At 69.2% G+C, this 14539-nt stretch carries 13 protein-coding genes; 7 read left to right on the top strand and 6 right to left on the bottom strand.

Features of this window, described 5'->3' with window-relative positions; translation table 11 throughout:
- Positions 1-26: 26 nt before the first annotated feature.
- The 6 genes from RL72_RS13175 to sdhC all read right to left on the bottom strand — a co-directional run bounded on the left by RL72_RS13175 (position 27) and on the right by sdhC (position 5838).
- The gene (locus RL72_RS13175; protein WP_045251323.1) at positions 27-920 is read right to left on the bottom strand and encodes an exodeoxyribonuclease III; all 894 of its coding nucleotides are present in this window, start codon (positions 918-920) and stop codon (positions 27-29) included.
- 9 nt (positions 921-929) lie between these two features.
- Positions 930-2159, bottom strand: coding sequence for a YihY/virulence factor BrkB family protein (locus RL72_RS13180; protein ID WP_045251324.1), 1230 nt, complete (start codon positions 2157-2159; stop codon positions 930-932).
- Positions 2160-2279: 120 nt separating this feature from the next.
- A complete protein-coding gene (locus tag RL72_RS13185) occupies positions 2280-3053 on the bottom strand; it encodes a succinate dehydrogenase iron-sulfur subunit (RefSeq protein ID WP_045251325.1) in 774 nt (257 codons plus the stop codon).
- The gene (sdhA, locus tag RL72_RS13190; RefSeq protein WP_045251326.1) at positions 3053-4879 is read right to left on the bottom strand and encodes a succinate dehydrogenase flavoprotein subunit; all 1827 of its coding nucleotides are present in this window, start codon (positions 4877-4879) and stop codon (positions 3053-3055) included. The genes RL72_RS13185 and sdhA overlap by 1 nt, the downstream gene beginning before the upstream one ends.
- Positions 4880-4948: 69 nt before the next feature.
- Positions 4949-5404 carry a succinate dehydrogenase hydrophobic membrane anchor subunit gene (locus RL72_RS13195; RefSeq protein WP_045251327.1) on the bottom strand — a complete coding sequence of 152 codons (456 nt, stop codon included), beginning with the start codon at positions 5402-5404 and terminating at the stop codon, positions 4949-4951.
- Entirely contained in the window at positions 5404-5838 is a 435-nt protein-coding gene (gene sdhC / locus RL72_RS13200) for a succinate dehydrogenase, cytochrome b556 subunit (protein WP_082072389.1), read from the bottom strand. The genes RL72_RS13195 and sdhC overlap by 1 nt, the downstream gene beginning before the upstream one ends.
- Before the next feature lie 196 nt (positions 5839-6034).
- Here sdhC and RL72_RS13205 point away from each other — a divergent pair, with 196 nt between their 5' ends.
- The 7 genes from RL72_RS13205 (at position 6035) to RL72_RS13235 (ending at position 14441) form a co-directional block, all read left to right on the top strand.
- Complete coding sequence (locus RL72_RS13205) at positions 6035-7150, top strand: mannose-1-phosphate guanylyltransferase (protein ID WP_045251329.1); 1116 nt, start codon at positions 6035-6037, stop codon at positions 7148-7150.
- A 211-nt stretch (positions 7151-7361) separates the two neighbouring features.
- Positions 7362-8480 carry a BMP family lipoprotein gene (locus RL72_RS13210; RefSeq protein ID WP_045251330.1) on the top strand — a complete coding sequence of 373 codons (1119 nt, stop codon included), beginning with the start codon at positions 7362-7364 and terminating at the stop codon, positions 8478-8480.
- 114 nt (positions 8481-8594) lie between these two features.
- Positions 8595-10109 (top strand): ABC transporter ATP-binding protein, encoded by a 1515-nt coding sequence (locus RL72_RS13215; protein WP_045251331.1) that lies wholly within the window; start codon positions 8595-8597, stop codon positions 10107-10109.
- Positions 10106-11464, top strand: coding sequence for an ABC transporter permease (locus tag RL72_RS13220; RefSeq protein ID WP_045251332.1), 1359 nt, complete (start codon positions 10106-10108; stop codon positions 11462-11464). Before RL72_RS13215 ends, RL72_RS13220 begins: the two co-directional genes overlap by 4 nt.
- Positions 11461-12747, top strand: a complete 1287-nt coding sequence (locus RL72_RS13225) for an ABC transporter permease (RefSeq protein ID WP_045251333.1) — start codon at positions 11461-11463, stop codon at positions 12745-12747. The genes RL72_RS13220 and RL72_RS13225 overlap by 4 nt, the downstream gene beginning before the upstream one ends.
- A 9-nt stretch (positions 12748-12756) precedes the next feature.
- Positions 12757-13152: a cytidine deaminase gene (locus tag RL72_RS13230; RefSeq protein ID WP_045251334.1), complete on the top strand. Its 396-nt coding sequence runs from the start codon at positions 12757-12759 to the stop codon at positions 13150-13152.
- A complete protein-coding gene (locus RL72_RS13235; RefSeq protein ID WP_045251335.1) occupies positions 13149-14441 on the top strand; it encodes a thymidine phosphorylase in 1293 nt (430 codons plus the stop codon). The genes RL72_RS13230 and RL72_RS13235 overlap by 4 nt, the downstream gene beginning before the upstream one ends.
- The last annotated feature ends 98 nt before the right edge of the window (positions 14442-14539 follow it).

Consider the following 14539-nt stretch of genomic DNA (forward strand, 5'->3'; position numbering starts at 1 on the left):
ACACAGCCCCCCGACCGCAGCCTCGGTCAGTACGTGTAGTCGACGATGACCGGCGTGTGGTCGCTCCACCGCTCGGCGTACGTGGCGGCCCGGGCGACGCGATAGTTCGTCGCCCGTGCCGCGAGGGGCGCCGTGGCGAGGTGGTAGTCGATCCGCCAGCCGGAGTCGTTGTCGAAGGCCTGGCCGCGCATCGTCCACCAGGTGTACGGACCGGGGACCTCGCCGGCTGCAGCGCGCCCGACGTCGACCCAGCCGAGCCCCTTGCCATCACCCTCCGTGACGAAGGGGCGCGTGTCGCTGAGCTGGCCCACCATTCCGCGGCCGACGCCCTCCTGACCGATCGCCGGTTCGCCCGCGGCTCCGAGGAATCGGTCGAAATAAGCCCGTTCACGGGCGAGGAAGCCGGCCTTCTTGACGTTCCCCTTCCAGTTCAGGATGTCGAGGGGGCGATGAGCGACGTTCAGGTCGCCCGTCACCAGCGCCAGGGCTCCGTCGGCGCCGAGCTCGCCCATGCGGACGGTCATCGCGTCGAGGAACTTCCACTTCTCGTCCTGCTTCGGGCTGTCTGCCTCCCCGCTGTGCACGTAGGCGCTGACCACCGTGAGGGGAGTGCCGCCGAGCGCGAAGTCGGCCTCGAGCCAGCGCCCCTTGGAGTCGAACTCGTCGGGCCCGAACGCGGTCCGCGAGGCGAGCGCGGGCTCGCGGCTCAGCACGGCGACGCCGGCGCGGCCCTTCGCGGTGGCCTCGTCGTGCAGGATCGACCAGCCGGGGAACGCGGCCTCGAGGTGCTCGTCCTGGGCGCGCACCTCCTGCAGGGTCAGCACATCGACCTCTGCCTCGTCGAGCCAGCCGTGCATTCCGTTGCGGACCGCGGCGCGGATCCCGTTGACGTTGACCGTGGCGATACGCAGGTGGGGCATGGATCCAGCCTAACGAGCGCCTCCGACATCGCCGTCCGCAGCCGCAGGGCCGGCGTCGCCGCGTCGCGGACCCTCGAGCAGCAGGCGGAGCAGGCCTTCTTCGTCCGCCGGGGGAGGAGCGGCAGCGGCCTCGTCGGCGAGCGCGTCGCCCCACTCCTCGCGCGCCGCGCGCACGGCCCTGGCGGCCGATCGACGGCGCCACCAGGGTGCGGCGTCGTACTCCTGCTCCGCGCGTCGCAGGCGCACCTCGGCCGCGAGCGAGAGGGCGGCGAGCTCGGCGCGCCGAGCGGCGTCCTCGTCGACCTCCTGCAGCGGCTGGTCGCGGTCTTCCGCGGTCAGCGCGATCCATGCGGCGGCGACCAGGATCACGACCGCCACCCAGCGGCACCACAGCAGCATGGCCACGACCACGGCGAACGTCGCGAGCAGCGGGTTGCCGGGCGTGTGCGCGAGCAGCAGGCCCGCGCCGAGCTGCAGCACCACCACCGCGCCGCCGCCGAGCATCGAGCCGGGCAGGATCGTGCGCCAGGCGAGCCGCGTGCCCGTGAGGAAGCGGACCAGCAGCGCGATCGCCGCAGAGTCGAGCGCGAACATGACCACGACCGATGCCGCGCGCGTCAGCAAGTCGAACACTGCGGCGCCGAGCTGCCACCCCAGCAGGTCGAGCATCTGGCGCAGCGCCCACACCCCGACGAAGCCGAGGACGGATCCGACCAGCAGGGCCAGACCGAACAGGATCCCGGCCACGCCGTCGCGCAGCTTCAGCAGCACGAAGCTGCGGCTGTCGTAGGGCAGGCCGAAGATGTCGCGCACGGCCCGCCGGGTGAAGGTGACCGCCGTGATGCCGGTCCAGGCGACGACCGCGGCGGCCACGATGCCCGTGACGCTGAGCACGCCGCTGGCCTCGGAGGCGAGCGCCTGCACGTCCTCGGGATGGACGAGGCCGTGATCGCTGATGATGCCGGGGATGTAGCTGTTGGCGATCGCGGTGAGCAGGGCGATCGCCCGCGCGCTTCCGCCGAGCCAGAGCCCGGCCGAGGCGAAGCCGATGTAGAGCAGGCCGAACACGGCGAAGAGCCCCTGGTAGCTCATGCCCGCCGAGAGCAGGAAGCCGTTGCGCTGCAGGAACCGGCGCCAGACCCTGATCGGGAACGCCTGCATCGTGCGGCGGGTGAGCGCGGCGGCGCGCTCGATCGGCGCCTCGAGCCGCGCTCTCAGCTCAGAATCGGATTCCGCCACGCCTTCACCCTAGCGACCGCCGGCCCTCGTCCTGCCGCGCTCGCCCGCGAACGGGAAGAGGCGCCACCCCGCTGCGGGGATGGCGCCTCTCGGACCGTTCGACGGTCTCAGGACCTGGTCTCAGGGGCGACCGCGAAGGACCGCCTGCTTGACCTCGGCGATCGCCTTGGTGACCTCGATGCCGCGCGGGCACGCCTCGGTGCAGTTGAAGGTCGTGCGGCAGCGCCAGACGCCCTCCTTGTCGTTGAGGATGTCCAGGCGCACGTCGGCGCCGTCGTCGCGGGAGTCGAAGATGAAGCGGTGCGCGTTCACGATCGCGGCGGGACCGAAGTACTGCCCGTCGGTCCAGAACACGGGGCACGACGAGGTGCACGCGGCGCAGAGGATGCACTTGGTGGTGTCGTCGAAGACGGCGCGGTCGGCGATCGACTGCACGCGCTCCTTGCCCTTCTCCGGCTCGCTCTTGGCGAGGAGGAACGGCTTGATATCGCGGTAGGCGGCGAAGAACGGATCCATGTCGACCACGAGATCCTTCTCGAGCGGCAGGCCCTTGATCGCCTCGACGTAGATCGGCTTGGAGATGTCCAGGTCCTTGATCAGCGTCTTGCAGGCGAGGCGGTTGCGGCCGTTGATGCGCATCGCGTCGGATCCGCAGATGCCGTGCGCACAGGAGCGGCGGAAGGTGAGCGACCCGTCGACCTCCCACTTGATCTTGTGCAGCGCGTCGAGCACGCGGTCCGTGGAGTAGAGCTCCACGTCGTAATCGACCCAGTGCGGCTCGCTGTCGACCTCGGGGTCGAAGCGGCGGATGTTGAACGTGACCAGGAAGGACTGCACGCCGGTGTCCTCGACGACGGTCTCGGTGACGACTTCCTCCACGACCTGGGCGGACATCAGTACTTCCTCTCCATCGGCGGGTAGTTCAACTCGCCCTGCTCGTTCTTCGTGAACACGACCGGCTTCCAGTCGAGCTTGATGTGATCGCTCGGCGTGGACGAGTGGGGGTCGCCGGTCAGGTAGGCCATCGTGTGCTGCATGTAGTTCTCGTCGTCGCGCTTCGGGAAGTCGTCGCGCATGTGGCCGCCGCGGCTCTCCTCGCGGTTCTGCGCGGCGTAGACGACGACCTCGGCGATGTCGAGGAGGAAGCCCAGCTCCACGGCCTCGAGCAGGTCGGTGTTGAACCGGTGCCCCTTGTCGTCGACGTGCACGTTCTTGTAGCGCTCGCGCAGCTCCGCGATCACGCCGAGCACGTGCTGGAGGGAGTCGTGCGTGCGGAACACCTGCGCGCCCTTGTCCATCTCCTCCTGCAGCTTCTTGCGCAGCACGGCGATGCGCTCCGTGCCGGTGTTGTTGCGCAGGCCCTCGAGCATCTCCTTGACCGCGGTCTCCGGAGCCTCGGGGAGGGGGAGGAAGTCGGCGGTCTTGACGTACTCGACCGCGTTGCGGCCCGAGCGCTTGCCGAACACGTTGATGTCCAGCAGCGAGTTGGTGCCGAGGCGGTTGGCGCCGTGCACCGAGACGCACGCGCACTCGCCGGCCGCGTACAGCCCGGGCACGATCGTGTCGTTGTCGGCGAGCACCTCGCCGTTGTTGTTGGTGGGGATGCCGCCCATCGCGTAGTGCGCGGTCGGCATCACGGGAACCGGCTCGACGACCGGGTCGACGCCCAGGTAGGTGCGCGCGAACTCGGTGATGTCCGGGAGCTTGGTCTCCAGCACCTCGGCACCCAGGTGGGTGCAGTCCAGCAGCACGTAGTCCTTGTGCGGCCCGGCGCCGCGGCCCTCCGCGACCTCCTGCACCATGCAGCGCGCCACGATGTCGCGCGGTGCGAGGTCCTTGATGGTGGGGGCGTAGCGCTCCATGAACCGCTCGCCGGAGGCGTTGCGCAGGATCGCACCCTCACCGCGGGCGCCCTCGGTCAGCAGGATGCCGAGACCGGCGAGCCCGGTCGGGTGGAACTGGAAGAACTCGAGGTCCTCCAGCGGCAGGCCCTTGCGCCACACGATGCCGACGCCGTCACCGGTGAGGGTGTGCGCGTTGGAGGTGGTCTTGAAGATCTTGCCGAAACCGCCGGTCGCGAAGATCACGGCCTTGGCGTGGAAGACGTGCAGCTCGCCGGTGGAGAGGTCGTAGGCCACGACGCCGGCGATGCCGGTCTTGCCCGCCTCGTCCTTCACCGTGATGAGGTCGAGCACGTAGAACTCGTTGAAGAAGTTGATGCCGAGCTTGACGCAGTTCTGGAACAGCGTCTGCAGGATCATGTGGCCGGTGCGGTCGGCGGCGTAGCAGGCGCGGCGGACCGGGGTCTTGCCGTGCTCGGCGGTGTGGCCGCCGAAGCGGCGCTGGTCGATCTTGCCCTCGGGCGTGCGGTTGAACGGCAGGCCCATGTTCTCGAGGTCGATGACCGCGTCGATGGCCTCCTTGGCGAGGATCTCCGCCGCGTCCTGGTCGACGAGGTAGTCGCCGCCCTTGACGGTGTCGAAGGTGTGCCACTCCCAGCTGTCCTCCTCGACGTTGGCGAGCGCGGCGGCCATGCCGCCCTGCGCCGCACCCGTGTGGGAGCGCGTCGGGTAGAGCTTCGAGATCACCGCGGTCTTCGCGCCGGGGCCGGCCTCGATCGCCGCGCGCATGCCGGCGCCGCCGGCGCCGACGATCACGATGTCGAACTGGTGGTGGTGCACGCCGTTCTTGACGACGGAATCCTGGGTCTCAGTGGTCACTGGTTCTGCCTATTCTCTGAGCTTTGTCGCCGCTGCGGCGGGGGAGCGTGTGTCGCCGGTGTCGCGGGGCTACTTGCCCAGCGCCTTGCAGGTGTCCCACATGGCGCCGTTCTCGAACACGCCGTTGCACGGGTCGAACGTGAAGACGACCAAGGTGCCGAGGAGGATCAGCAGCGCGGCCGCGAGCCCCAGCACGACGAGGAGGGTCTTGCGCACGCCGGCGTGGCCGACGTAGTCGTTGACGACCGTGCGCATGCCGTTCGCGCCGTGGATCAGCGCGAGCCACAGCATCAGCACGTCCCACCACTGCCAGAACGGCGTGGCGTACTTTCCGGCGACGAAGGCGAAGTCGAGGGCGTGGATGCCCTCGCCCAGCATGAGGTTCACGAAGAGGTGGCCGAAGATCAGCACGACGAGCACGACGCCCGAGACGCGCATGTAGATCCAGCCCCACTTCTCGAGGTTCACGCCCTTGTTGCGGCGCGGAGCGGCGAGGTGCTGGGTGGTGAAGACGTCGGCGGCCATCAGTGCCCACCTCCCACGTTCGAGAACACGTTGATCAGGTGGCGCGGTGCGAAGCCGAGCATGAGCACGGCCCACACCCCGATCACGCACCAGAACATCTGCCTCTGGTACCGGGCGCCCTTGGACCAGACGTCGACCAGGATGATCCGCAGCCCGTTCAGCGCGTGGAACACGATCGCGGCGACGAGGACCGTCTCGCCCAGCCCCATGATCGGGTTCTTGTACGTGCCGAGGACCGCGTTGTAGGCCTCCGGCGACACCCGGATGAGCGACGTGTCGAGCACGTGCACCAGGAGGAAGAAGAAGATGGCGATTCCGGTGATGCGATGCAGAACCCACGACCACATGCCTTCGCGCCCTCGGTAGAGGGTGCCGCGCGGCGTCTTGGACGTGGTTTCCGCAATCGAAGGTGTCAAGCGCGTGCTTGCGGACACAGTCGTCCTCCCTGATCTAAGCGGCGGATCGAGGCGCGCAGGCGTCCGATCTCCCACATCCTATTCCTGTCAGCTCGCTGGGAGCGACGAAGGGGACCCTTAGCGCGATGCGGTTCTGCGATCGTGACGATGCACATCCGCGATCGTTCCCCGCATCCTCCGACGCGCCGATGGGGGGCACCGATACCCTGAATCCATGCGCGAGCCGATCCCCGACTTCTACGCCGTCATCCCCGCCGGGGGCATCGGAAGCCGGCTGTGGCCGCTGTCGCGCGCCGATGCGCCCAAGTTCCTGCACGACCTGACCGGCTCCGGGCAGTCGCTGCTGCGCGACACGTGGGACCGGATCGAGCCGCTCGCCGGGCACGACCGCATCGCGGTCGTCACCGGGCGCGCGCATCGCGCCGCGGTCGAGGCGCAGCTGCCCGGCATCCCCGACAAGAACGTGTTCCTCGAATCGGAGCCGCGGGAGTCCGCGGCGGCGATCGGGCTGGCCGCCGCGATCCTGCACCGCCGCGATCCCGACGTGATCATCGGCTCCTTCAGCGCCGATCACGTCATCCGCAGCACGCGCAAGTTCGAGTTCGCCGTGCGCGACGCGGTCGAGGTCGCGCGGCAGGGCTACATCGTGACGATCGGCATCACGCCGACCGAGCCCGCGGTGGGCTTCGGATACATCCAGCAGGGGGAGGAGCTGGAGGTCGACGGGGTGCGCGAGGCGTCGCTCGTGGAGCGCTTCGTGGAGAAGCCGGACCTGGCGACCGCCAAGACCTACTACGAGGACCGGAACTACCTCTGGAACGCCGGCATGTTCATCAGCCGGGCCGACGTGCTCCTCGCGGAGCTCGCGCAGCACCAGCCCGCCCTGCACGCCGGCCTGCTCGAGCTGGCCGAGGCATGGGACGACCGGGAGCGCCGCGGCCCGGTCGTGGATCGGGTGTGGCCCGCGCTGCCGAAGATCGCGATCGACTACGCGGTCGCCGAGCCGGCCGCGGAGCACGGACGCCTGGCCGTGGTGCCCGGTCACTTCGACTGGGACGACGTGGGCGACTTCGCCTCGCTCACCAAGCTCATCCTCAACGGGCGCAAGAACGACCTCGCCGTGCTGGGCCCGTCCGCGCGCGTGCTCTCGGATGCGGCCAGCGGGATCCTGGTGAGCCAGACGTCCCGGGTGATCAGCCTCGTGGGCGTGCAGGACATCGTCGTCGTGGACACCCCCGACGCACTTCTCGTGACCACGACCGAGCATGCGCAGCGGGTGAAGGGCGTGGTCGAGTCGCTCAAGCTCAACGGACGTGGCGACGTGCTCTGACGCCGCCACGGTCACCTGCAGATGCGCACGGCAGTGCACGAAAGCGGGGGACGCCCTACCCGTCTGCTCATGTGAGCAAAGACGAGCGCACGTGATCTCATGTTTGTAACCATTGACTCCAGCGACACGGACGAGGATGCCCGATCTTCGTCACAGTCGGTAACTTTCAAGTGACCCGCGATGGCCGCGGGCTCGTTTTCTGGAGGCCCGAGTGACCATCTCCCTCACCAAGAAGCTGATCGGCGCGACCGTCGCTGCCGGTGTCATCGTCGCCCTCGCAGGCTGCGGCTCCGCTCCTGCTCCGGCCAGCTCGACCGGCGGCGCGAAGCCGGCCGACGCGAACTTCAAGCCCTGCCTCGTCTCCGACAGCGGAGGCTTCAACGACAAGTCCTTCAACGAGTCGGCCAAGATCGGCATGGACAAGGCGGCCAAGACGCTCGGCGTCAAGGCCCTCGAGGTCGAGTCGAAGTCGGACAACGACTACAAGAGCAACATCGACTCGCTCATCGCCGGCAAGTGCACGATGATCGTCGGCGTCGGCTTCAAGCTCGATGCGGCGATCGCGGATGCCGCGATCGCGAACCCGAAGGTCAACTTCGGCATCATCGACTCGCTGGCCGACAAGAACGGCGACGGCAAGCCCGACGCGCCGAACATCAAGCCGATCCTCTTCGACACCGCTCAGGCGGCCTACCTCGGCGGCTACGCCGCGGCGGCATGGTCCGCTCAGGAGGGCGGCAACAAGGTCGGCACCTTCGGCGGCATGAAGATCCCGCCGGTGACGATCTTCATGGACGGCTTCGTCGACGGCGTCAAGAAGTACGACGAGGACAAGGGCACCTCCGTGGCCTCGGTCGGCTGGGACAAGGCCGCGCAGGACGGCTCGTTCACCGGCGCCTTCGCCGCGAACGACACCGCCAAGCAGACCGCGAACTCGATCCTGGGTCAGGGCGTCGACGTGATCTTCCCCGTCGGCGGTCCGATCTACCTGTCGGCCAGCGCCGCGATCAAGGACAGCGGCAAGAAGACGGTCATGCTCGGCGTCGACTCCGACCTCGCCGTGGCCGACCCCTCCGTCGCCGACCAGATCCTGGTCTCGGTCATGAAGCGCATCGACGACGCGGTCAACACCACCGTCCTCGACGCCGCCAAGGGCAGCTTCGACCCGACCCCGTACGTCGGCACGCTGGAGAACAACGGCGTGGGTCTGTCCTCGTTCCACGACTTCGAGAGCAAGCTCCCCAAGGGTCTGACCGACGAGCTGAAGGCTCTGCAGGACAAGATCATCAAGGGTGACATCAAGGTCGAATCGGCCGCCTCCCCGAAGTAATCCCCCTCTGACGCGGGGCGCTCCGATCCCGCCGTCGTCGCCGACCGGCGCGACGGCGGGATCCGGCGCCCCGCGCTCTTCTTGAGTCCCCCCTTCCCGGATAGGGTCACAGTTATGAAGCTCGAGCTCCGCGGCATCACCAAGCGCTTCGGATCCCTGGTCGCCAACGACCACATCGACGTGGTCGTCGAACCCGGCGAGATCCACGCACTCCTGGGCGAGAACGGCGCCGGCAAGTCGACGCTGATGAACGTGCTCTACGGCCTCTACCAGGCCGACGAGGGCGAGATCCTGCTCGACGGCGTTCCGCAGCACTTCCGCGGCCCCGGCGACGCGATGGCCGCCGGCATCGGCATGGTGCACCAGCACTTCATGCTCATCCCGGTGTTCACGGTCGCCGAGAACGTGATGCTCGGGCACGAGCAGTCCAAGGCCTTCGGCGTGCTCGACATCGCCGCCGCGCGCGAGCACGTCCGCGAGGTCGCCTCGCGGTTCGGCTTCGAGGTCGACCCCGACGCGATCGTGGGGGATCTGCCGGTCGGCGTGCAGCAGCGCGTGGAGATCATCAAGGCCCTGAGCCGTGACGCCAAGGTGCTCGTGTTCGACGAGCCGACCGCGGTGCTCACGCCGCAGGAGACCGACGAGCTCATGGAGATCATGAAGCAGCTGCGCGACGAGGGCACGGCGATCGTGTTCATCACGCACAAGCTGCGCGAGGTGCGCGCGATCGCGGACAAGATCACCGTGATCCGCCTGGGCCGGGTGGTCGGCGAGGCCGACCCGAAGTCCTCGAACACCGAGCTCGCGTCGATGATGGTCGGACGCGCGGTCGAGCTGACGGTGCACAAGGACCCGCCCAGGATCGGCGAGGGCGGCCTGCGCGTGAAGGACCTGCGCGTGATCGCGCCGGACGGCGTCGTCGTGGTCGACGACATCAGCTTCGAGGTGCGCCCGGGCGAGGTGCTCGCGGTCGCCGGCGTGCAGGGCAACGGGCAGACCGAGCTGGCCGAGGCGATCATGGGCCTGGGTGCGCGCTCGACCGGGTCCATCTCGCTGGACGGCGTCGAGCTGATCGGCCGCAACGTGCACCAGGTGCTCGACGCCGGTGTCGGGTTCGTCCCGGAGGACCGCAACGAGGACGGACTCGTGGGCGCCTTCTCCGTCGCGGAGAACCTCATCCTCGACCGCTCGGACGACCCCGCCTTCACCCGTTTCGGGACCATCATGCGCGGCGTGCTCGACACGTTCGCGAAGGAGCGCATCGCGGAGTTCGACATCCGCACGCAGGGACCGGGCCAGGCCGCGGGATCCCTCTCGGGCGGCAACCAGCAGAAGGTCGTGATCGCGCGCGAGCTCAACCGCGACCTCAAGCTGCTGCTCGCCTCGCAGCCCACCCGCGGCGTGGACGTCGGATCCATCGAGTTCATCCACAAGCGCATCGTCGAGACCCGCGACTCCGGGATCCCGGTGATCGTGGTGTCGACCGAACTGGACGAGGTCACCGCCCTCGCCGACCGCATCGCGGTCATGTACCGCGGCCGCATCGTCGGCATCGTCCCGGGGGACACCCCGCGCGACGTGCTCGGCCTGATGATGGCCGGCGAGAACCCCACGGAGGCACCCGCATGAGCACCGAGTCCGCGCCGACCTCCGGCACGCCCGCACCCGAGCCCGCGCCCAGCGCGGACGGCGGACCCGCGGCGCCCGCACCGCAGCCCCCGATGACGCGCAACATCCAGGAGATCCCGGTCTCGAACCGCGTGCTCCGGGAGATCCTGCGCGGCAGCGCGGTCACCACGGTGCTGGCCATCCTCCTCGCGCTGATCGTCGGCGGCGTGCTGATCGCCGTCACCAACCCCGATGTGCAGACCGCGGCGGGCTACTTCTTCGCCCGGCCCACCGACACGCTGGGTGCCGCATGGAGCGCCGTGATCGGCGCGTACTCCGCGCTGTTCAACGGATCGATCATCGACTTCGGCGCCTCCGACTTCTGGTCGGCCGTGAAGCCGCTGGGCAACACGATCGGGTTCGCCGCGCCGCTCATCGCCGCCGGTCTCGGCATCGCGGTGGCGTTCCGCGTCGGCCTGTTCAACATCGGCGCCCGCGGCCAGATGCTGATCGCCTGCGCGGCCGCGGCTCTCGTGACGTTCCAGCTGAACCTGCCCGCGCTCATCCAGATCCCGCTCACGCTCATCGTCGGCATCGCGGCCGGTGCGCTCTGGGGCGGGCTCGTGGGCCTGCTCAAGGCCCGCACCGGCGCTCACGAGGTCATCCTCACGATCATGCTCAACTACGTCGCGTTCTACTTCGTGACGTGGATGGTGCAGGTGCCGCAGCTGCTGCAGCGTCCCGGCCAGATCCAGCCGATCACCCGGCCCACGCCGCCGAGCGCGGTGCTGCCGAAGCTGCCCGGCCTCGACCTGATCGACTGGGGCTTCCCGATCGTGATCCTCGCGACGCTGTTCGTGTGGTGGCTCGTCGAGCGCTCCGGACTCGGCTTCCGGATGCGCGCCGTGGGCGAGAACCCCAGCGCAGCCCGCGCCGCGGGCATCAGCGTCCCGCGCGTGTACATCTACGCGATGCTGTTCTCCGGCGGCCTGGCGGGCCTGGCCGGCATGTTCCAGATCCAGAGCACGATCACGAGCGGCTTCGACGGCGGCATCGATGCGGGCATCGGGTTCACGGCCATCACCGTCGCCCTGCTCGGACGCAGCCGCGCATGGGGCACGTTCTGGGCGGGTCTGCTGTTCGGCGCGCTCAAGGCCGGTTCCTTCCCGATGCAGGCGCTGCAGTCGATCCCGGTCGATATCGTGCTCGTGGTGCAGTCGCTCATCGTGCTGTTCATCGCGGCGCCCCCGCTGATCCGGACCATCTTCTTCCTGCCCAAGGACGACTCGGAGCGCTCGCAGCGCTCCAAGGCGCGGATCGCGCGCAGGGCGGCCAAGAACTCCGATTCCTCCGACACGAAGGCGGCGGCAGCATGAGCACCTCCCTCTCCTCGGCACCCGTGCTCGACGCGCCGACCGTCGTCAAGGTCCGCTCGCTGAAGGTCCCGATCACGCTGCTCGCGATCGTGGCGCTGCTCGGCCTGCTGTTCCTGTTCGTGCCGCGCTACGGCACCACCACGTTCCGGCTTTCCGAGGCGAGCGCGGTGATCCGCCTGGGCGACATCGCGGTGCCCGCGGGCCCGGTGCTCTGGATCACCTGGGCGATCGCGGTCGCGCTCGGCGTGCTGGCCCTGATCGCCGCGCTGCAGTACCGGAAGATCCCCCTGTGGGTGCCGATCGTGTACGCGGTGCTGGCGATGACGGCGTTCCTGACCTGGGCGGGCGCGGGCGCCGCCGGCGCGATCACGCTCGCCGGGCTGCTCGGCGGATCCATCTCCCTCGCCGTGCCGCTCGTCTTCGGCGCCCTGGCCGGAGTGATCGGCGAGCGCGCGGGCGTCGTGAACGTGGCGATCGAGGGGCAGTTCCTCCTCGGCGCCTTCACCGCGACGATCCTCGGCTCCCTCACGCACAACCCGTTCGTCGGCCTCATCGGCGCGATGTTCGGCGGCATCCTTATCTCGCTCGTGCTCGGCGCCTTCGCGATCAAGTACCTCGTCGACCAGGTCATCGTCGGCGTCGTGCTGAACGTCTTCGCGTCGGGTCTGACCGGCTTCCTGTATCAGGGCGTCCTCGCTCCGAACGCGCAGGCCCTGAACAGCCCCACCCGGTTCTCGCTGATCAAGATCCCGATCCTGGGCGACATCCCGGTGATCGGCCCTGCCCTGTTCAATCAGACGTTCCTCGTCTACCTGATGTACGTCGTGGTGGCGCTGGTGGCCTGGGGCATGTACCGCACCCGCTGGGGCCTGCGCGTGCGCGCCGTCGGCGAGCACCCGCACGCCGCCGACACCGTGGGCATCAAGGTGAACCCGACGCGGTTCTGGAACCTCCAGCTCGCGGGCGCGATCGCCGGCATCGGCGGCGCGTACTTCACGCTCGTCTCGGTGCCGCAGTTCACGAAGGACATGACCGCGGGGCTCGGCTTCATCGCGCTCGCGGCCGTGATCTTCGGTCGCTGGGATCCGGTGCGCGCCGCGCTCGCCGCGCTGCTGTTCGGCTTCGCGACCAACCTGCAGAACCTGCTCGCCGTGCTGCGCACGCCGATCCCCGGCGAGTTCATGCTGATGCTGCCGTATGTGGTGACGATCCTCGCGGTCGTCGGCTTCGTCGGCCAGATCAAGGCGCCCGCCGCCGACGGCAAGCCGTACATCAAGTCCTAGGAGGTTCTCGTGGACATCGACTGGGATGAGCTGCGCCGCGTCGCAGACGAGGCTCAGCGCAAGGCCTACGCGCCGTACTCGCACTACCGGGTGGGCGCCGCCGCGCTCGTCGACGACGGGCGGATCGTCGCCGGCTGCAATGTCGAGAACGCCTCGTACGGCGTGACCCTGTGCGCCGAGTGCGCGATGGTGGGCGACCTGTTCATGTCGGGCGGAGGGCGCCTGGTCGCCTTCCTGTGCGTGAACGGCGAGGGCGAGACGATCATGCCGTGCGGGCGGTGCCGGCAGCTGCTCTACGAGCACTCCGCGCCCGGGATGCTGCTGGAGACCGTCTCCGGCATCAGGACCATCGACGAAGTGCTGCCCGATGCGTTCGGGCCGAGAGATCTGGAGAACGTCCGTTGAGTGTTGAGCCCTTTGACGCCGTCGATGTGATCCGCGCCAAGCGCGACGGCGGTGCGGTGCCGGAGCCGGCGCTGCGCTGGATGGTCGACGCGTACACGCGCGGCTACGTCACCGACCCGCAGATGGCGTCGTTCGCGATGGCCGTGTTCCAGCGCGGCATGGAGCGGGACGAGATCCGCGTCCTCACCGATGCGATGATCTCGTCGGGGGAGCGGATGAGCTTCGCCGCCCTCGGCAAGCGCACCGTCGACAAGCACTCCACCGGCGGCGTGGGAGACAAGATCACGCTGCCCCTGGCGCCGCTGGTCGCGAGCTTCGGCGTCGCGGTTCCGCAGCTGAGCGGTCGCGGCCTCGGCCACACCGGAGGCACGCTCGACAAGCTCGAGTCGATCCCCGGCTGGCGCGCCGCCCTGAGCAACGAGGAGATGTTCGCCCAGCTGAAGGGCGATGTCGGAGCAGTGATCTGCGCGGCCGGATCCGGTCTCGCCCCGGCCGACAAGAAGCTCTACGCCCTGCGCGACGTCACCGGCACGGTCGAGGCGATCCCGCTGATCGCGTCGAGCATCATGTCCAAGAAGATCGCCGAGGGCACCGACGCCCTCGTGCTGGACGTGAAGTTCGGATCCGGTGCCTTCATGCAGGACATCGACCGCGCGCGTGAGCTCGCCCGCACCATGGTCGCGCTCGGCACCGACTCCGGCGTGTCCACGACGGCGCTGCTCACCGACATGAACGTGCCGCTGGGTCTCGCGATCGGCAACGCGAACGAGGTGCGCGAGTCGGTCGAGGTGCTCGCCGGCGGCGGGCCTGCGGATGTGCGGGAGCTCACGCTCGCGCTCGCCCGGGAGATGCTCGCGCTCAGCGGTCAGCCGGACGCGGACGTCGAGAAGGCGCTCGACGACGGTCGTGCCATGGACTCCTGGAAGGCCATGATCCGTGCGCAGGACGGCGACCCCGATGCCGCGCTCCCCGTCGCGCGGGAGACGCACACCGTCACCGCCGGAGCGGACGGCTTCATCACGCGCATGGATGCGCTGCCCTTCGGCATCGGCGCCTGGCGTCTGGGCGCCGGACGCGCCCGCGCCGAGGACGCGGTGGTGTTCGCCGCCGGCATCGACCTGCACGTGAAGCCCGGCGACGCCGTGCGCGCGGGGGATCCCGTGTTCACGCTGTCCGCCGACGACGCGGCGCGGTTCGAACGCGCGCTCGAGGCGGTCGAGGGCGCGTGGGAGATCGGCGCCGCGCCGATCGAGCGCGGGCCCCTCGTGCGCGAGCGCATCACCGCCTAGGCTGATTCCGGGCGCGGCGTCCGCGCGGCGCCCGCGCCCGGTTCCTCTCGGAACATCCCTGACGATTCCCATCGATCGACCGCTGAGGAAGGATCTGT

Origin of the sequence: Microbacterium azadirachtae (assembly GCF_000956545.1) — a bacterium.
Taxonomy (GTDB): domain Bacteria; phylum Actinomycetota; class Actinomycetes; order Actinomycetales; family Microbacteriaceae; genus Microbacterium; species Microbacterium azadirachtae.